At 43.7% G+C, this 19,804-nt stretch carries 12 protein-coding genes; 5 read left to right on the top strand and 7 right to left on the bottom strand.

The annotated features are described in order from the left end of the window. Positions 1-98 precede the first annotated feature (98 nt). The 7 genes from WOA13_RS02850 to WOA13_RS02820 all read right to left on the bottom strand — a co-directional run bounded on the left by WOA13_RS02850 (position 99) and on the right by WOA13_RS02820 (position 9,772). Positions 99-2,543 carry a vWA domain-containing protein gene (locus WOA13_RS02850; RefSeq protein WP_342126481.1) on the bottom strand — a complete coding sequence of 815 codons (2,445 nt, stop codon included), beginning with the start codon at positions 2,541-2,543 and terminating at the stop codon, positions 99-101. After that, a complete protein-coding gene (locus WOA13_RS02845) occupies positions 2,543-4,414 on the bottom strand; it encodes a VWA domain-containing protein (RefSeq protein WP_342126479.1) in 1,872 nt (623 codons plus the stop codon). Before WOA13_RS02845 ends, WOA13_RS02850 begins: the two co-directional genes overlap by 1 nt. Continuing rightward, positions 4,414-5,295 carry a DUF58 domain-containing protein gene (locus WOA13_RS02840; RefSeq protein ID WP_342126478.1) on the bottom strand — a complete coding sequence of 294 codons (882 nt, stop codon included), beginning with the start codon at positions 5,293-5,295 and terminating at the stop codon, positions 4,414-4,416. Before WOA13_RS02840 ends, WOA13_RS02845 begins: the two co-directional genes overlap by 1 nt. Positions 5,296-5,369: 74 nt before the next feature. Next, a complete protein-coding gene (locus WOA13_RS02835; RefSeq protein ID WP_342126477.1) occupies positions 5,370-6,344 on the bottom strand; it encodes an AAA family ATPase in 975 nt (324 codons plus the stop codon). Between the two features lie 96 nt (positions 6,345-6,440). Continuing rightward, entirely contained in the window at positions 6,441-7,331 is an 891-nt protein-coding gene (locus WOA13_RS02830) for a DUF7502 family protein (RefSeq protein WP_342126476.1), read from the bottom strand. 74 nt (positions 7,332-7,405) lie between these two features. Beyond that, complete coding sequence (gene pheA, locus WOA13_RS02825) at positions 7,406-8,260, bottom strand: prephenate dehydratase (protein WP_342126475.1); 855 nt, start codon at positions 8,258-8,260, stop codon at positions 7,406-7,408. 48 nt (positions 8,261-8,308) lie between these two features. Beyond that, a complete protein-coding gene (locus WOA13_RS02820; protein ID WP_342126474.1) occupies positions 8,309-9,772 on the bottom strand; it encodes a sulfatase-like hydrolase/transferase in 1,464 nt (487 codons plus the stop codon). Between the two features lie 577 nt (positions 9,773-10,349). Here WOA13_RS02820 and mtaA point away from each other — a divergent pair. The 5 genes from mtaA to mtaB all read left to right on the top strand — a co-directional run bounded on the left by mtaA (position 10,350) and on the right by mtaB (position 19,401). Continuing rightward, positions 10,350-11,369 carry a methylcobamide:CoM methyltransferase MtaA gene (gene mtaA, locus WOA13_RS02815; RefSeq protein ID WP_342126473.1) on the top strand — a complete coding sequence of 340 codons (1,020 nt, stop codon included), beginning with the start codon at positions 10,350-10,352 and terminating at the stop codon, positions 11,367-11,369. 115 nt (positions 11,370-11,484) lie between these two features. After that, positions 11,485-13,095 (top strand): methylamine methyltransferase corrinoid protein reductive activase, encoded by a 1,611-nt coding sequence (locus WOA13_RS02810; RefSeq protein ID WP_342126472.1) that lies wholly within the window; start codon positions 11,485-11,487, stop codon positions 13,093-13,095. A 425-nt stretch (positions 13,096-13,520) separates the two neighbouring features. Continuing rightward, positions 13,521-17,099: a PAS domain S-box protein gene (locus WOA13_RS02805; protein ID WP_342126471.1), complete on the top strand. Its 3,579-nt coding sequence runs from the start codon at positions 13,521-13,523 to the stop codon at positions 17,097-17,099. Positions 17,100-17,237: 138 nt separating this feature from the next. Continuing rightward, entirely contained in the window at positions 17,238-18,002 is a 765-nt protein-coding gene (mtaC, locus tag WOA13_RS02800) for a methanol--corrinoid protein MtaC (protein WP_342126470.1), read from the top strand. Between the two features lie 13 nt (positions 18,003-18,015). Further along, the gene (gene mtaB / locus WOA13_RS02795) at positions 18,016-19,401 is read left to right on the top strand and encodes a methanol--corrinoid protein co-methyltransferase MtaB (protein ID WP_342126469.1); all 1,386 of its coding nucleotides are present in this window, start codon (positions 18,016-18,018) and stop codon (positions 19,399-19,401) included. Positions 19,402-19,804: the final 403 nt, after the last annotated feature.

Here is a 19,804-nt window from a genome sequence, read left to right as displayed (position 1 = left end):
TCAGGTCACAGTACGAATGAATCTTATATATTCATTACTTTAACTACGAATAAATCCGTAGTCTTCTGCATGCGTTTTTGAAAAAAAAGAAGGCAGAATTATTGCTCTGCCCTTTCCCTGTTGGCTGCCCTTATTTCCCTTATTCTTCTTACTGCTATCTCTGTGAGGAAGAGCAGTAATGCTGCAATAAGGAAGAGCAGTTTCTGGCTGACAGGTTGCTGAACGCTCTTAAGTGAGTTAGCTTTGGCATCTGTAAGCAGCAATGCAAGTGCTTCGTTCTCGCTGTAGGTCTTACCACCGTTTGCCTTGATGAGCACAGGAAGGTCCTCGTTCAGGCCGACATCACGGTATTCGATGGCGTAGTTCACAGCGATCGGATAGCCTGAGACATCATGCATACCGATGTTCTTAGGTTCGATGGTGGTCTCATAGGTGTTCTTACCTGTAACCGCAAGCTCAAGGGTCTCGCCCTTGTACTTCAGTTTCGGGACACCTTCATCGTAGCGGGTGATGTAGAGTGTTGCAGAGCTTCCAAACCATGTGTCATCTCCTTCGACAACAGTCCCTTCCTCGACCTGCGGGTTACCTATCGCCCAGTTCATGGTAGAGGATATCAGCTTTGAATTATTGCCGAAGTACATCTGTGAGCTCCATGTTGCCTGCCCGCCTTTACCGTTATCAGTGGTAATGGCTGCAACCCTGCCAAGTCCGTATCTCCATGTGGTGATTACCGGCTTGCCTGTGGCGGTCACAATGATCCTGTCAGCACCTGCTTTTGGTGTGACATCATTGTAACCGGTGATGTTGCCGTCAACTTCCAGGTTACGTGTGATGAAGTGGTTCGGGTTGTATTCGATAAGCGGGAATGATGTCATGAACGGTTCATCGTCCTCAGGTTCGTCAGAGATGTCAAGGTCCTCGAACTCAAGGTTTGCACGTTCGCCTTTCTGAACCGGGAAGTAGATTCCATCCACACTTTCCATGAGGTCTTCTGCATAGATATTGCCGAACTGGTCTCTCTGAGATGGTGCTGATGACTTTACATGGACATAGTAGAACTGTATCTCGCCATCGCTGATCTCATCTGCGACAACAAGAGAATCTTCATAGGACTGCTCTATACCACCATCTGAGATGATGATTATATCGAGCTCTCCTACCTCGTTCTCAAGCCAGTCCTGTGCAATGAGAAGTCCCTGGTCAAGAGATGTTTCGCTGGTGGATCCGGGTGTAAGTGCGGATATGTCCTCTTCCAGTTTCAGGACATTGGCCTGGTTACCAAGGTAAACAAGGCCTCCTGAGACATCGATACCTTCGCTACCAAAGGCGATGACACCTGCGTAGGCATCCCTGAGGTTCTCATCCTCAAGCACGAAGATCGCATTTCCGAGGATGTCGGAAAGTGACTCGTGGTGGAACGTACTCTGGGATACATCCAGTACAAGGACAATGCTTCGTCCACCTTTCCAGTCGGTTGGTTTTGATAGCACCGGCAGCAGATCCTCGAATGAGGAGTTCAGGTAATTGCCCTGGTCAAAGGATGTCTCTCCTCCCACAACAACAAGACCGTTACCATTAGCTACGAATTCCTTGAGGAGCTCTACATCAGTTTCTGAAAGTGTCCTGATGTTCTGGTTGTCGAGTACAATTGCTTTTTTACCATCAATGTTTGTAAAATCGTCTGTGTTTGATACTGAGTATAGGTTGTACAATACATTTCCAAGAGGTGCCGAACTATCGCTGGTCAGCACTTTGATATTTGGCTTGGGTACGACATACACAGCTTTGTAGAACTTGTTATTAATGCTGTCCTTATCGGATGTAAGTGGTGTAAGTGTGACACTCAGCTCCTGTGCGCCGAGCTTTTTGAAGGTATAAGGCACACGTATGGTCCTTGTGCGTGCGCTCTGTGTGAATGTACCACTCCTGACAAGAGTATCGCCAGCATAAACCTCGAAACTGTATCGTATCTCTTCCTCTCCTGCCTGTGAGACAAGTACATCGAACTGGTTCTCGTTTCCAATGACAACCGTCTTATCGCCAAGAATCTGCACACTGATGTCGTTCTCTTCGAGTTCAGGTTCAACTGAATAAACAGTGGTTCCGACTTCCTCAGCGAACTGGAGAGCTTCTTCAAGGTCTTTTCCAAAATTGCTGTTACCGTCTGTTACCAGCACGATCTGATTATCGCCGCTGGAATATTGCTCAACGGCATCCCCCAGGGAAGTGCTTTCCCCTGTGAGCCTTATCATTGTTGTCGGGGTATTTGCTGTAAGTGACTCATAGACATTATCACCTACTCCTTCCTTGAACAGCTGCATACTGCTGGTCTCATCGGAGATGATCACTATCTGGGGCGTATCGTCACTGGTGACCTCGCTGACAAGTGAGAATGGGGATGCCAGTGCCACTACGAGCAGTGAAAGGACTATGATGCGTGAAAGTATCAGTGTCTTTCTTGCACCTTTTTTGATGAGATATAGCCCGCCGACGATGATCGGCAGGATAAGTAGCAGTACCAGTGGTTCTTCGAAAGTATACATTATAGCTCACCCCGGCTTCTGATTATAAGTATCTCAATTATCACCAGCAGCATGGCAAGTATGATGAGATAGATGTCAATGTAATTCTTGGCAGTGTAGGTGCTTTCCCTGACGATCTGGGAACCATCCTGTGCTGTGGCACGTTCCAGAACGCCGGATGAATCGATGGTCGTGTCTGATTCCATATCATCATAGAGATTTACAGCGATATCCTTTCCTGAGACCTCGTAGATGCCTGCTTCATCATAGAGCAACCTGCTTGTTGTTACGGTTCCGGAAGGTGTGGAAACATCCATTTCGTTCGGAAGTGCGGAAATAGCACCGGTCTGGAGGTTGTAGTCACCTATATCTCCCGCTCCGCCAAGCCATGCGATCAGCTTTGCCCAGAGGACTGGATACTCAGGCAGGTTGTGGAAATTGTTCCATGCATCTTCACCTAGCTCATCGCTCAGGCCAAGATACATCACTGTTCCGCCACCCACGCTCCAGTAGGCAAGCATCGGGATATCTGAATCGGTGTTCACAAGTGAGACCGCATCTGCCCTGAGGGTGGCATTAAGATAAGTGTAGACCGCGATATCCTCGAATTTCACATCATCTGTAAGTCTTGTTTCCTGTGCAACCTTCAGCGTTTCACCGTTGTTGCTTTCCATGGTGGCAATTGGTTTTACAGGAAGGATCTTGAGCAGATCAAAGTTCGCAGCTGCCGGGTCAAGGGCTGAGGATGCGAGGAATAAAGCTTCTCCGCCATTATTTATGAATGTGTCAAGTGTGGCAACCTCTTCGGTTGTCAGTGCCCTTTGATGTGTATCGATCACGATGACCTTGTAGTCACTGAGGTCTGCAGGTACATTATTGGACTGGGTTGCCCTTATGTTCGGAAGTAATGAAAGTGAGACTGCAGCCGGTGAGTTCTTCACATCGGTCACAAGGAGCAGTTCGTTCTGAATGTTCGAAGGGATGGATATGTAAGCCGTATTGTCGGTCATAAGACTGTCATCCCTGGTTATCCTGAGCTCTGTAACTCCTGGTCCTAGATTTTCCACCTTGAACTGACTTGTCGAGAACGGACCTACGTCAAGTGTGAGGCGTTTCTTTGTTTCACTTCCGGACGTCTCGATCTCAATGTTCACTTTCTGTGTGGTCTCCATGTAGTTCTTCACAACACAGTTGTAAGTGTAGCTGTTCTCCTCAGCCTCGAGCCAGCCCTGGATTATTCCCACATTATCAGTGGTTGTTCCTACCCTGACGAAACTAACCTTCATTCCGTAGGATTCAGCAAGCCTCTTTGCAGCTACAGGGTCTTCTCCTTCCCAGTTGGTGAAATCCGAAATCACAATGATTCTGCCACCTTCGTTGGACAGCATTCTCATGGCGTTCGTTATGGAAGTCGAAAGGTCTGCTACGGTACCCTTTCCTGACATTCCGTCAAGCGCATCTTTTGTGGCCGATGATCCGGCAGCTTCAAGGACGGTTACCGGAATGTTCTGAGCAAGGATAATGCTGTTCTTCTTGCTGACATATGTCTTTGCGATCTCTGTGGCACTGTCAAACCTTCCGTCGGTGTTCATGCTCGCAGAAGCATCGATCACAAAGACAGTATGCTCACCGCTCAGGCTTTCCTCGGATGTGTAGAACGGGCCTGCCACTGCAACGGACAATAGTATAAGCACCAGTAATTGTGCAAGGAATATAGGGTCTCTGATAAGTCTTCTAAGCGTAGCGAATCGCTTTTTCTTCTGTTCTGCCCGCATCAGGAACATCAGTGAAGGAATTTTGATCTGAAGGGGCTTTGGGCGTAACAGGTACAGTATAATGAGAGGGATCACGCTCGCAAGGGCTGCAAGTCCCATGGTATTGTCAAAAGGCATCAGACCTTCCTCCCGTTAATTGTGTGGAAGAATGCATCAAATACCGGAGTATCGGTTGTGAACGTAAAGAAATCGGCGCCGACATGGTCGCAGATGTTTCGGATGCCATCGATGTGTGCCTGAAGTTCTTCCTGGTATTTGTCCTTGAAATTATTGCTCAGGTAGGTCTTCAGTTCATCATCCGTCTCAAGGTCAAAGAGCTTCACATGACCGTGCATGGAAAGATCGCTCTCGGATGGGTCCAACACCTGTATGAGCATTAGGTCGTGATGTGATAATCGGTAAATGGCGGATTCAATGGAGCTGATGTCTTCCATGAAATCTGAGATAATGACGACAAGGGAACGTGAATGGATTACTTTCTCGTACTGCTCCACACATTTGTTCAGTGCGGTCTTACCTTCAAGCTCGACCTCTGCCATCCTGTCGATATCCCTGAGAAGGTAGCGCCTGCCCCTGTGTGTCTGCGATATTTCGATGTCCTCGGCGTAAGTTGATATGCCGAACTTGTCGTTGTCCTTGGTGACAAGATATGCAAAACCGGCTGCAAGCATGGCTCCATACTCGTATTTTGTGAACTCTCCGGTAGTATAGTCCATGCTGTTACTGGCGTCCAGCAGTATGTGTGTGGTTACGGATTTGTCCTCTTCGAACTCCCTCACATAGAGTTTCTCGGACCTTGCATATACGTTCCAGTCAATGGATTTGATATCGTCTCCCGGATGATATTCAACATATCCGAGGGTATCAAGACCGCGACCGCTATGGGTTGAACGTCTGCTTCCGGCATAGGCACTGGATACCCGCTTTCTTACCATGAAGGTAAAGCGGTCCAGCTGGCGGAAGAAATCCACCTCGATCCTGTGTTTCCTGTCACTCATGGTTTAATATCTGTTATCGTTATTTTCGGCTTAACCTGGCTGAATTTATTACATTGCTTACATTTGTCAGGAGATCACTTGACCTTTCCAAGGATTTCCTTGATGACCTGATCCTGTGTGATGCCACGCCTTTCTGACTCAAAGGTTAGCATGATCCTGTGTCTCAGGATCGGGTATGCCATGGCTTCGATGTCCTCGTTGCTGACAAAGTTCCTGCTGTTGACAAGTGCACGTGCCTTTGCTGCAAGTATAAGTCCGATGGATGCCCTTGGGGATGCACCGTATTCGATGAAGTCGGTCCACTTACGTGTTGCCATTACGATCCTGATGGCCCTGTCCTTGATGTCATCAGCAATTGGCATGTCTCTTGTAAGGCGCTGCAACTGTAATACCATTCTCTTGTCAAGCACCTTCCTGACCTGTGGTTCCTCGTACTGTGTGTAGCGTCTTACGATCTCTTTTTCCTCTTCAAGGGATGGGTAGTCCAGCAGGATCTTCAAAAGGAACCTGTCAAGCTGTGCTTCCGGTAGCGGGAAAGTTCCCTCCATCTCGATAGGGTTCTGGGTTGCAAGTAAGAAGAACGGTTTGTCAAGCAGGAAAGTATCATTACCAACGGTGACCTGCTTTTCCTGCATGGCTTCGAGCAATGCAGATTGGGTCTTTGGTGAAGCACGGTTGATCTCATCTGCAAGGACGATGTTGGAGAATACCGGTCCCGGCTCGAACTTGAATTCCTTGCTTCCGCCTCTCTCCTCGATGATGTGCGTACCTGTGATATCTGCAGGCATCAGGTCCGGGGTACACTGTATCCTGCTGAAATCGAGGTCCATTGTTCTGGATATGGTGGATACCGTAAGCGTCTTTCCAAGTCCGGGATTACTTTCCATCAGTGCATGGCCGTTACACAGGATCGCAATAACGATCTGTTCTACCGTGTCCTTCTGTCCGACTATGACCTTTGATATCTCATTGAAAAGTGCTGCAAAGGCATCTCCAGCACCCCTGTAGACCCGTTCAAGTTCACCGGATCCGGCGTCATTGGAATTCATTTAATGTTCTCCTTGTATTGCGATAGATCGAATTTGTTAATTTAATATTGATTTGATAGTGATGTGACATTATGTGTGATAGTCAATGTGATGACCTTAGTTCTTAGTCATCTCCTCGAAGTATTCCTTTATGAGATTCTCATAACCTTCAGGGAGTTGTTCATAATAGGCAGGGGATGAGATCAGTCCTACCTCGTAGGCTGAAGAGCTCTCAAATTCAGGCGGCTGTTCCTCACCTTCCTCTCCTGCGGAAAATCCGGTTCCTGCTCCTGGTGGTAGCGACAGGTCTACTTCCTCTCCCTCGACCACTATTATAGCCGGTTCACCCATGAGATCTTCCTCCCCGCCGTTCCCCGTGTCACTGTCAAGTGTAAATGACTCATCAGGAGATGTAGCATTCTCTTTATCGGGTATGAATGGAAGATCCCCTATAATCTCTGCAAGATCATCTGGGTCAACATCCGAACGATAGTCGCTAACGTTCACGAAAGCGAAGATCACAAGGGATGCAACAAGCAGGGCCATGCTGGCCTTGAATCTCTTTTTCTCGAGAAGCTCTGATGTGTTGACCTTTGAGGCAATGTCAAGGACGTTGCCCATGAGTTCATCAACAATGATGTTGTGAATGTTCTTGTTGTCTTTCGCTGTACGAAGCCTCTCGTTCAGAGGCGGGAACTTTTTCTCGATAAGTGATACTATCTGTACTTTTTTATCCCTGATATGTATGGCAATGGTCAGAACGAGGGCAACGATGATGGATATTGCTGCAAGTAAAAGGCTTCCTGCAGGGATGGCATCACCGGGGCCATATGTTGAATCCGCATAGAGTTCAAAGGTCCTGTATGTGAAAAGCAAAAGGTCGATGTTCAGTATCTTCAGCAGGCTAAAAGATATCAATGCGATAATGGAAAAGTCCAGTATCTTGTAGATACGGTGATATTTATTGACCGCAGATTCCTGTTTTTTAATAAATCCATCAATATCCATGACCACAGATCCCTATCTTATAAATTACCAAGATTGCTAGAACACTATTCATCCCTTATTATAAAAATGTGTTTTTAGCTATCCAGCTGGTAGCCATTATATGAACCAAGGACCTTCAGCATGGACACTCTGGATTCAATATGATATAGAGCATCTTTTATAATTGCATCGGATGTGCTGCCTTCCAGGTCGATGTAGAAAAGATAGTCACCTAGCGACCTCTTGGATGGCCTGGATTCGATCCTTGTAAGATTGATGTCCCTTTTTGCAAATTCCCCGAGAAGCTCATACAGTGAACCTGCTTTGTCATTCCCTATGTATGCTATTATGGATGTCTTGTGGGTACAGGCATCTTCAGTGTTTGTCTCGCCGGTCTCACTGTCTGTCCTTCGGATCGCGATAAAACGGGTGTGGTTCTGTTTCCGGTCCTGGATGTTCGGCATCAGTATATTAAGACCGTATGCTTCTGCTGATTCCTTCGATGCAATGGCTGCCATTTCCTCGAACTCGTTGGCAAGCTTGGCAGCATGCGACGTACTTCCTGTTGTGCGTATCTCAACATTCCTGAAATGTGTCCTTATGAACTGCCTGCACTGTGCAAGTGCCTGCGGATGTGAAAGTATGACTCGGATGTCGTCCATCTTCCCTTTGGATAACAGACAGTGTTCAATGGGTACCACGACCTCTCCTATAATAGTAACATCACTATCGAGCAAAAGGTCAAGTGTTATACCGACTGAGCCTTCAATGGAGTTTTCGATGGGGATGATTCCGATCTCCGTTTTTCCTTCGATGACCGCGGAAAAAGTGTCGCTGATATCATCATAGTACAAAAGGGATGAACTATCTGATATCCCCTGTTTTTCCATCCAGCCTTTTGCAGCTTTATCCGAGTAGGATCCTGCCGGTCCGAGTACGCCAACGATCATCGGTAAGAATGGGGTTGCTTTATAAAAATAGTTTGTGTTAGCGGGATCTCATTTCTTTATGATCCTGAAGATGATGCCAAGTCCTGCCAGGTTTATGAGTACTATGAGAACAGACCCGAAAGTGCGTAGTGTGTTTTTTTGCTCAGGGCTATCGACGGGTTTTGAAATATCCGGTGACGGGCTGAATCTGATGACCTGATCTGTGTCGGAGAACACATTCCTCTCAATAATGTTTCCGGTCTCTCCTGTTGTTTCAACGACGATAATATAGTGCTCATTCCGGTTGAGCCCGTAGAACACGTATGAATCATCTCCGCTTGCTCTGGAGACCGTTTCGTTTGCTCTGTATATTGTGACAGCACCTGCTTCAGGCAGTATGACCTTAAAATTAACGTAGTCCTTCGAGGCGAGCGACCTGCCGTTGCTAAAGCGCATCTCATCAGGAACGTCAAGCACGTTGAGTATGGTGGGTGCAATGTCCTGTTGGTTGAATTCGCCTTCGAGAATTTCACTCTTCAGGTTCTTCGACGCTACAATAAAAGGTATCCTGAGAACTTCCGGCTGGCTGGCATATTTATCCGATTTGCTTCCTCCCCTCCCGTCTGCGGACTGGAATGCCATGCCATGGTCCGATGTTATTATCAATGCCAGGCCATTCTCTTCTGCTACTTCATAAAGTTCACCAATCATTATGTCAAGGTCTTCGATGGTATCTGCATAACCTTCACTCCTGCGATAGAGTCCTGCCGTATCTACTGCACCGACGTTGATGGTCAGGATAAATTTCTGCTCAGGGTAATTCTCGTGCATGAGACCAAGGATCTCAATAGCAGTGTCCATGGCCCAGCGGTTGTATGCATAATAGCGTTCAATGCTTCCTTCCTTGTATTGATCTATGTAACTTGGTGCCAGATCTGCATTTGTTTCCATCATCTCTGTCAGGGATGTTTGCAGGTTCTCGTATTCGCTCTTATACAGGGAATGTGTTAGTACTTCCATTTGAGGGTCATTGATGGATGTAGTGATATCATGCACTACTATGTCCTGTTCTGTAAGTAATTCCGGAATGTCTCCTTTTTGAAGTATTCCAATTGCAAGATAATTATTCCTGTGTGCTATATCATAGATTGTAGCATCTGTTTGGGAGATCATTGCAGGGGTTGCACCTGAATTTCCTGTTACTATTACCAGATGGCCTGTCTCACCTTCTGAAGAGGGTGTTAGCATATTTAGTGCTCTGAGACCATTGTCAGATACAATGTTTATGTTATTAACAAGTGGTTTTTCAGTAGTTTTCCCGTCTATAGCATAAGGCGTTATTTCAGGATATACGTAGGATGAACCAAGTCCGTCAATTATGAGAATGACTGCACCGCCTGGCGTATTTGTAGGATTTACATCTATGTGGGTGAGTGCGCTGGCCGGGGGCGCAGTAAGGAAAATAATGTTACAAATAAATAGAAATATAAGGGTCCTTACTAAAATATTGATTGATGTAGGTCCGTTTTTCATCCTTTGGGAAATTATTGTTCTAAATAAAATAGGTAATGTTTTTTAATTTCTTTTTTCCTTTTTTTAATTAGTATAGGTTATTTCTCCTTTTTACAACAAAATCAAATTGTTTTTTTAATACCTATTATTTATAGTAATTTGTTATTAATTATATACTTTTAATAGATTATTTACATCTAAGATATTAACACGTTTATTGATACTTATTTTTGTATTAGTTTCATCTTTTGTTATTAATATACTCATTAAAATGAAGATTTCTTTTTATATTATAATATCTACTAACTTGTTTGTTTATTATATATAAGTATATTTGTTTAATAAAATCTATTTTTTTTAACAAAACGAATTATTCTAAAAAAAACATTATCAATATACATATTTTATTTTCAACATTACATATTTAATTTTCTTTACTAAATCGCTTTGTTTATATATTTGTTTTTAGCAAAACAAATGTTTAAATATTATAATTCTAGACTTCATTTTGGGTAAAACCACCCATATTGTGAGCGTAAAAACTAATATGTGCTGTATCAGGCACGATCCTATCCTAAAATAAATGGAGTGAGAAAAAATGACCGATCTAACACCAAAAGAAAGATTGATGAAAGCATTAAATCAAGAGGAAGTTGACAAAACCCCTGTAGTGTCCGTAACCCAGACTGCTACTGTAGATCTTATGGAACAGACCGGTGCTGCATGGCCGGAAGCACACAGTGATCCAGAGAAAATGGCAGCACTTTCCATCGCATCACATGAGATTGCTGGTCTGGAAGCTGTCAGGTATCCATATTGTCTTACCGTCCTTGCAGAAGCAATGGGCTGTGAGGTTAACATGGGAACACAGGACAGGCAACCATCCGTAACAGATCACCCATATCCAAAAGGTGTTGACAACCTTGAGATGCCTGCAGATCTGCTTAGCCAGGGAAGGATCCCTGCTGTACTAGAAGCCTCAAAGATGATAAGGGAAAAGGTCGGAGACGACATCCCTCTGATAGCCGGAATGGAAGGCCCTGTAACTCTTGCATCCGATCTTGCAAGTGTCAAGAAGTTCATGAAATGGTCAATCAAGAAACCAGATGACTTTGAGACAATCCTAGACTTTGCAACAGAAGCATGTATCGAATACGCAAATGCACTGGCAGATGCAGGCGCAGATGTGATCTGTGTACCTGACCCTGTAGCATCCCCCGACCTAATGAACCCATCCACATTCGATACTATGCTCAAACCAAGACTAATAAGGTTTGCAGAGGGCGTCAAATGTCCAATGGTACTCCACGTATGTGGTAATGTAACCCCTATCCTTGACATGATGGCAGACTGCAAGTTCGAGGGACTTAGCATTGAAGAGAAGGTCGAAGACCTTAAAGGTGCTATCTCAAAAGCAGGTGACCGAGCGGTTATCGTGGGTAATGTCTCCAGTCCTTTCACATTGCTTGCAGGCGATGTTGCAAAGGTCAAGGAAGACTCAAAGAAAGCTCTCGATGATGGCGTTGCTGTACTGGCTCCAGGCTGTGGTATTGCACCAAAGACACCTGTGGAGAACATTAAGGCAATGGTCGAGACAAGAGACGAATACTTTGCCTGAGCAAATTGCATAAGCTAAGGGTCCTGTAGATCAGGACCTTAATTTATTTTATTTTTATAGATTTTTATTTCAAACCACATTATCTGGTTTGGCCAGCGAGTAAGGAGTCAGGATCATGCGAACAGGAATTGCAATAGACCTTGGAACAAGCGGTTTCAGGGCGCAAAAAGTGGATTTGGATAGTGGTGAGATCAAGAGGACCGTCATTACAATGAGGAATCCTCTTCCGGGTGCTAATGTAATGGACCATTTGGATTTTGCGATGACATATGGACAGGATAAGGCACATGGGCTTGTAATCAATGCGTTCAGGCACATTGTTGATGAACTTGAACCTGAGGGTGGCAAAGTTGAAAGGATAGCCATTTGCGGGAACCCGATACAACTGTCACTTTTCCAGGGAATTCCTATTGATGATCTTGCATATGCAGGTGAAAGAAAGAAGCAACTGATGAATATTCAGGAGCAGGAGCGTGATGCTGCAATTGTTGACAGCACTGATATAAAAGGTCTCGAGGATCTTGACTGCAAGGTTGTTATCCCTCCTGCTATCAAACATGAGGTCGGTGCTGATGCTCTCGCACTGATCGTAAAATCTGGCATGCTTGACTCCGATGATATTTCTATAGCAACCGATTACGGAACCAATGCGGAGATGGCCCTTAAGGTTGGAAACGTGATCTATACAGGATCTGCAGCTGCAGGTCCTGCACTTGAAGGGCAGGAGATCGGAGATGGCAGTATTGCCCGTCCTTTCGTTATCTCAGATATCGAGTTTAATGATGGAAACCTGCGAAACTTTGTCCTCGATGAGGAGATGAACACTGTATCAGGATCTCTTGTGAGCTACAAGAACGGTGCTGTGGTGGAGGAAGGTGCCATTAAAGCAACCGGGATTACAGGTACAGGAGTTATTGCACTCATCGATGAGGCTATGAACAACGGCATCATCCAGCTTCCTAGCGTTAAAACAAGCGATAAGATGCTATATCTTCAGGATGGAGTCAAATTCACGGAAAAAGACCTTGTAGAAGCAGGAAGGGCTATTGGTGCCATACGTGCAGGTCATGTGACTCTCTGTAATGCTGCAGGTATATCCATGGAAGATGTGCAGGTAGCTTACATGTCCGGTGCAGCGGGCACATATATGGATGCATTGAAAGCGCATCGTATCGGCATGATTCCATACAACGTTGCAAATGTGTGCCAGATCGGTAACACTTCCCTTATCGTTGCAAAGGAGATCCTGATGTCGGAAGACAGATTATGGGAACTCCAGAATATAGCAAGGGAGATCGTTGGTACTCATGTGATGTTCGCAACAGATGAGGCATTTAAAGAAGCTTACATCCTTGAGCTTTCTTACTGGAACGAAGGAATGCCTTTCAAGGCCCTGAAAAAGTTCCTGAAGAAAAAGGGACTCCCTACACTTGATGTTGTAAAGGCTGCTCCTGAGGTCGAAAAGCGTGTTGTGAAAGATATTCCTGACCTTGGTGATGAGGGTCTGCATGTTCTTGAACAGGTTGGCACCTATCTCAGGATGGAAGTAGAGGGATGTATCGATTGTCACAAGTGTATGGAAGTCTGTCCAAACGATGCCCTTGAAGAAGAGGATTGCAATGTCAGCATACGAACTGATCTTTGTGATGGAGCACATTGCCAGAAATGTATCCATGCATGTCCTGAGGATGTTCTTGACTGGAACAAGCTCAATGTGATAGGCTAAACCTAAGTAAAACTAATAGATTTGATTATAAGCTCACACCTATAAGGTACTCTGTACTGGATATTGATCTAAAAGTAAAGGATTGGATCGAAGGAAGCTACTATAGATCATTAGATGTGAGCAATTTAATTTATTCGTTAATTTAAGATAATACTTTCGTTTAGATAACCTTTTCGTTCATTCCTCGTATATAAATGAAAAGAAGGCACATCAGATTGGAGTTATTTTAAAATTGCTATTCAGGATATATTGAAAAATCCAAAGCAATAAATACGTTAGTCTTCTCATTAACAACTAAAAGTCTGTGAAGCAGGAAAACATCACAAAAACGTGCAAAACGGGAGATGTATACTATATACAATTCCAGAGTTAATGCGGGCTTTAAGCCTGCTGAAAAGGAGTCAATCTTAGCAGCGTTGGGCAGTATGCCCGAATTCAATAGCGAAGGCTCTGTCTTTTTCTTATGGGATCTTGAGAATGGCTGGAAGATCCTGGATGTTTCTGAAAATGTATCACTTTTCGGCTATAGTGCTGAAGAATGTGTGGCGGAGGATATTTCGTATTCAGATCTTGTTCACCCTCATGACCTGAAGCGTATAGTTTCCGAAATAGATGGTTATCGGGAAACTGAAGGAATCTCATCGTTTGTCCAGAGTTACAGGATACTGGCAAAGGATGGCTCTATAGTGCAGGTAAGGGTTCTTACCAGTCTTGTAGTTGATGCTGATGGTTCTATCGGATCTGCCTGTGGTTTTATGATCGAAATGCTTGATCTGTCTGGTTTCGGTCATGCAAACTGTCGTTTTGAGCCGATCGTAAGTTCTCTAAAGGAGTCTCTTTTGGTAGTGAACAATGATCTTGAAGCGACCTATGCGAATGATTCATTCTATGAAATGTTCAAAGTCAGGTCGGAAGACATAATTGGTAAAGAGGCGGAAAAACTTGCTGAGTTCTGGGAGAATTCTCCTGATTTAGTTTTCAGATTCAAAGAAGTTTGTTCGCAAGGCAAAGTTCTCAGAGATTTTGAATTCACATATACATTCGGCAGTGTTGGTACACGTTCCATTTCGCTGAATGCAAGTCGTATATCTTTAATGGGAGATGATGAATGTCTGGTGCTTTTAGCATTTGAAGACATCACTGAACTTAAAAAAGCAGAGGAATTGCTATCATCTGAAGAGAAATATTCTACCCTCGTTGAAAAAGGAATTGAAGGTATCATTGTTGTTCAGGATGATCTTATTAAATATACTAATTCAAAGTTCTGTGAACTCAGAGGCCTGTCAAGGGAAGATGTCATAGGTTCGGACCTGCTATCACACCTTCCTAATGAATATCAACGTATGGTCTCAAGAAGGGTCAAAAAATGGCTTTCCGGTAAGAAGGACACTAAAAGTTATGAAGTGAGCCTTTTTTCAAAAGATAATGAGATCATCCCTGTGGAAATAACCGGGTCAGTTGATGACTATGAGGGGAAACCTGGTCTTATTCTTAGTATTAATGATATTCGGGAAAAAAGGAAGGCAAAAGAAGCTCTTGTGGACACTGAGAAGAACTTCAGGCTTCTCTTTGAGAAATCGCCTATGGGGATTGTACGTTTTGATCAGCAAGGTATCATCATCAACTCAAACGAAGCATTTGGTGAATTATTTGAAGTCTCTTATGAAAATGCTATTGGAAAGAGCCTTTTTGATTTCCTTAAAGATCACGAGGTCAGTGAAGGCATTAATAAGATCCTTAAAGGAAGATCAAACACATTTGAAGCTGAGACCCAGCTTCCAAAAAGAAATGGCTCTCTGTTGCTTCGTTTAAATGTAAGTTCATTGATAGTAGATGGTTTTCCTCATGGTGGTATGGCTCTCTTTGACGATATAACCCTGCATAAGGTGGGTGAGGAATCTCTTCAGCAGAACGAGTCCCGTCTGAAAAAGCTTCTTGAACTAAGCAAGATGGGAGGTCAGGATGTATCCAGTATTTCCCGATTTGCTCTTCGTTCGGCTCTGGATCTCACAAAGAGTAATAGTGGTTATCTTGTGAGAGTAGGGGATAATGAAATACCCAGTAAGATCCTCTGCCTTTCAAAAGACGAGCAAGGTCAGTATTCATTTACTGAAGATCTCCATGATTGTTCTTCTGAGCTGAAAAAGGACTTTTTGAAGCGCATTTCTAAAAATGTGCCTTTGTATTCTAACGTTATGGAAGAATACGATTACCCCGATGGTCTGGGGAAAGATGTCAAACTGCTGGAAATGCCATTCTATGAGGGTGGTTCCATCAGGTTTGTTCTTGGTGTTGGTAACAACAATAAAGCATACAATTATTTTGACACGTATAATATTAAGCTGCTTCTTCAGGCCATGTGGGAACTTGTTGTTAACAAGGAAGCGGATGAAGCGCTCAGGGCATCCGAGGAGAAATATTCCACGCTCATCGAAAAAGGAAATGATGGTGTGGCTATAGTTCAGGGAGGTATGCTCCAATTTGTAAATACAATGTTCTCTGAGATCGTGGGGATATCCCGCGATAAGGTGGAAGGTACAAAATTTTCAGATTACCTGGCACCTGAATACAGAAGAATGATCGAAAAGCTATTCTCAAAGGTACTTGAAAGGAAAAAGAGTATCAATCGCAGGTCTGAAGTTCTCCTTCTGGGAAAAGGTGGAAAGTCTGTTCCTGTTGAGATTACGATCTCCCACATTGAACACAAAGGGATACCTTCGGTAATGGCCATTATTCATGATATTACCGAGCAGAAAGAAAAAGAACAGAAACTGCTGGAATCACTGGAGGTCCAAAAGGTCCTTCAGGAAGTAATAAAAACAAGTCCTGCTGTTGTTTTCTTCTGGGGTTCTGATTCGGAATGGCCTGTAGAGTTTGTTTCTGAAAACATCGAAAAGTTTGGTTATTCTCCAGATGATTTCCTTTCAGGAGAGTTGAACTACAGTGACATAATTCACCCTTCTGATTCTGAAAGGGTGCATGCATACTTTGCCCGGAAGAATGCTGAAGGCGCTTCTGAGTATCGTGTAGAGTACCGTATAATTACAAAGTCCGGAGATATTCGTTGGGTGGAAGAAAGAACGACTCCAAAATATAATGAGGAAGGTGAACTTACAAATTTGCAGGGTATAATCCTTGACATAACCGAACGTAAAAGGATCAACCAGTTCCTTAATATTGAGTCCGAGGTGGGTAATTTCTTTACTCCATCTGGTGATCTTCAGGAAACTTTTGACCAGCTTCTGGAGTTCTCTTTACATACAGAAGGTCTTGATTGTGGTGCTCTTTATATCGTAGACAAGAACAGTGGCGATCTGAATCTTGTATCACATAATGGTTTGTCTGACGATTTTGTTAAGGCTAACTCCCACTTTGGTTCCGATTCCATACAAAGCAGGTTCTTCCTGGCGGGCTATCCGGTCTATAAGCTTTATTATGAAATTTTCCCATTGACCCGTCATGATGATCGTGTGGATGAAGGGCTTCTTGCTACTGCAATTGTCCCTGTGAAGTACAGGGAAGAGACCGTGGCAGTTCTATTTCTTGGATCCCATCTTGAGTATGATATGCCCTATGATGTTCATACATCAGTGGAGACAATTGCCGGACAGATCGGATCCATAATAGGCCGTGTTGAGACTGAAGTTGATCTGCAGAAGAACCAGAACGACCTGAAATTGCTTCTTGACAGCATCGAAGACCTGATATTTGTTCTTGATAATGAGGGCTGTGTCCTATATACAAATGAAAGCGTGACAAAAAGACTTGGTTATTCGAAAGAGGAGATTACCGGTATGAATTTCATAAAAATGCATCCCCATAATAAAGTGCTGGATGTTGCAAACCATTTTAGTGATGCTGTTTCAGGTAAGGGAGCACTTTTCTCACTTCCTTTGCTAACCAGTAACGGGATGGTGGTTTCTGTTGAGACACGGTTGGCAAAAGGTAGCTGGAACAAACAGGATGCATTGGTCGCTACCTGCCGTGAGTTGAACAGAACCTGATATTCATATTCCGGAAGTTATCACTTTAAATAGTTCAATAAAGTATTTATTGTATCTGACATCATGATTTATTAATCTGAATTCATTAATTATTATTGGATGGATCATAGGCCATTGATATTTATGGAGGAGTAATTTTTGATTGACATAAATCCTCAACGTACCCTGGTACGGTACAATGTAAGGATAGAGCAGGAAATGACGCCTGAAGAGGTTGCAGAGGGTCTGTTCCCTGTAGATGAAGCTATACGTGAGGTTGCAAGGGCGGTTTTTGATGGCGATGAAGATGAAGTTGTGGAGAGTCTTAAGAATGCCATTGAAAAAGGTAAGGACCCTCTGTCCCTGATAAATAATGCACTTATGGTAGGGATGGAGGTCGTTTCAACACTTTATGATGATAATATGCTTTACCTTCCTGATGTTATTATCTCAGCCCAGGCGATGATCGAAGGAATTGAGTTCTGTAAGGAGCAGTCAGGAGAGGAACACGAATACAAGGGTAAGGTAATTTCATATGTTGTGGAGGGTGACATTCATGACATCGGCAAGAAGATCGTAACAGTGCTTCTCAGGGCAAAAGGGTATGAGGTTATTGATCTTGGAAAGGATGTTCCTGTCGAAGAGGTCATATCTGCTGTGAAAAGAGAGAAACCTCTAATGGTTACCGGAACAGCTCTTATGACAACTACGATGTCTGCATTCAGTGATGTAAATTCACGTCTTCTTGATAGTGATATTAATGTTCCTGTGGTATGTGGCGGGGGCGCAGTTAACCAGGATTTCATTTCCCAGTACGCTCTTGGTCTCTATTGTGAAGAAGCAGCAGATGTTCCGAAGATCGCAGATGCTATTCTGAAAGGATTTGATATTGAAAGCCTCAGGAAGGAGTTCCACAAACATTGATGGTGGTTTATTTATGGATATAAAACGCTACACAAAAATGGCATATGATGATTTTGAGGACATGGTTTTTGGACATTGTCCTAATCCTCTCACTACTGGTTTTGATCTGGAGATCGGAGCTGGTTACACTTCTGCAGAGGTAAATTATGCACCCAGACCTTCATCAGGAAAGTCTAAAGAAACGCTTGTTGCAGAATATGAGAAGATAACAACTGATGTCCTTCAAAGGATGGTTCAGGTGGGTTTTCCTTCTGTGGTGCTTGAGACCGAACATGTTCTTCCAATGACAATGAATCCTGAGTGGGGAGCCGATATATCACATGCACAGAAGACGATCATGGAAGAATATTATGATGAATACGGTATCAAATGTGCATTACGTACCACTCTTGCTGACATCCGTGGAGGTCGTGAGACCCTTGATCTGCGTGGTGATCATTATGATATTCTTATGGAATCGTTTGAGCAGGTAGCATCCAGCGGTTCCGATATGCTTTCCATTGAATCGCTTGGTGGGAAGGGTGTTTTTGATAATGCAATTCTCCATAATGACATTCCGGGAATTATGTTCTCTATAGGAATTCTTGGAACTCTTGATGTTGAATATATCTGGTCTGAGATCAGCAGTATTGCAAAGAAGCACAATGTGATCGCCGCAGGAGATACTGATTGTTCCCAGGCCAATACTGCAATGTTCATCGCAGGAGGTCTCCTTGACAGGAAACTCGCACATACGATGGCTATAGTGGCAAGGGCAATCTCTGCACCAAGATCACTTGCAGCATACGAGGCAGGAGCTGTTGGCCCGGGTAAGGATTGCGGATATGAGAACACGATCATAAAAGCAATTGCTGGTGTACCTATTTCGCAGGAGGGAAAAGCTTCAACATGTGCACACTCTGATGTCATGGGTAACCTTGTCATGCAGTGCTGTGATCTCTGGTCCAATGAGTCCGTGGAGTATCACGGCGAATTTGGTGGAACGAGTGTCCAGTGCTGGGGTGAAACATTATCCTATGATTGCTCTATGCTGAACACGGCTATTGAAGCCGGTTATACAAAGGTCTTCAGGGATGTGCTAATGGCCTCGGACAGATATCGTGATCCTCAGTCCTTCATACTTGCATTTGATAATGCGTACAGAATCGGAGAGGCCATTGTAGAGGATGGTGACGACATCTACCTCCGTTCAAAGAACGCTGCAATTAAAGCCTGCGAGCTTGTTGAGAGAGGTTCAAGGGACCAGCTGGAGCTTTCCCGGTTCGAGAAAGCATCTCTGACAAAAGCTATCAAGGCGCTTTACTCTATGACCGATGAAAAGGATGTTTTCATTGATGAGCAGATGGAAAAATTCAAGGTCTCAATGCCTGAATTCAGGCCCGAAAATTATGGTTACTGAGAAGGTCTCTTCTCATTTTTTTTCATTTTTTCATTTTTTATCTTCATTCCAGACATTATTTTTCTTCTTTCAGGTGTGGCACACTGTTATCAGCTCTGATATGATGGTTATTTTTTTGTTAAGACAAGCTTGCGCAAAAAAGATCTATTTAAGTGTTTTGTAAAAAAAGAATGCTGATCATAATATTAAATTATTATACTACTGTCTCAATAAATCACATGATCTTCATATTTGTACTATTTTATTCAAAATGAAATCTCTAATTTTTTTATGCTTTTTGATCATTGTACCTGTAGATTCTGTTTTCTTTGTCTTCTAAGAAAAAATAGTGCAGTTACGTAATATATAAGGATATTGACTATTACGCATATACTTCGCTTTAGTTATTAAAGAATTATTTGAT

Origin of the sequence: Methanococcoides sp. LMO-2 (assembly GCF_038432375.1) — an archaeon.
Taxonomy (GTDB): domain Archaea; phylum Halobacteriota; class Methanosarcinia; order Methanosarcinales; family Methanosarcinaceae; genus Methanococcoides; species Methanococcoides cohabitans.
This window is presented reverse-complemented; position numbering and strand designations above follow the sequence as displayed.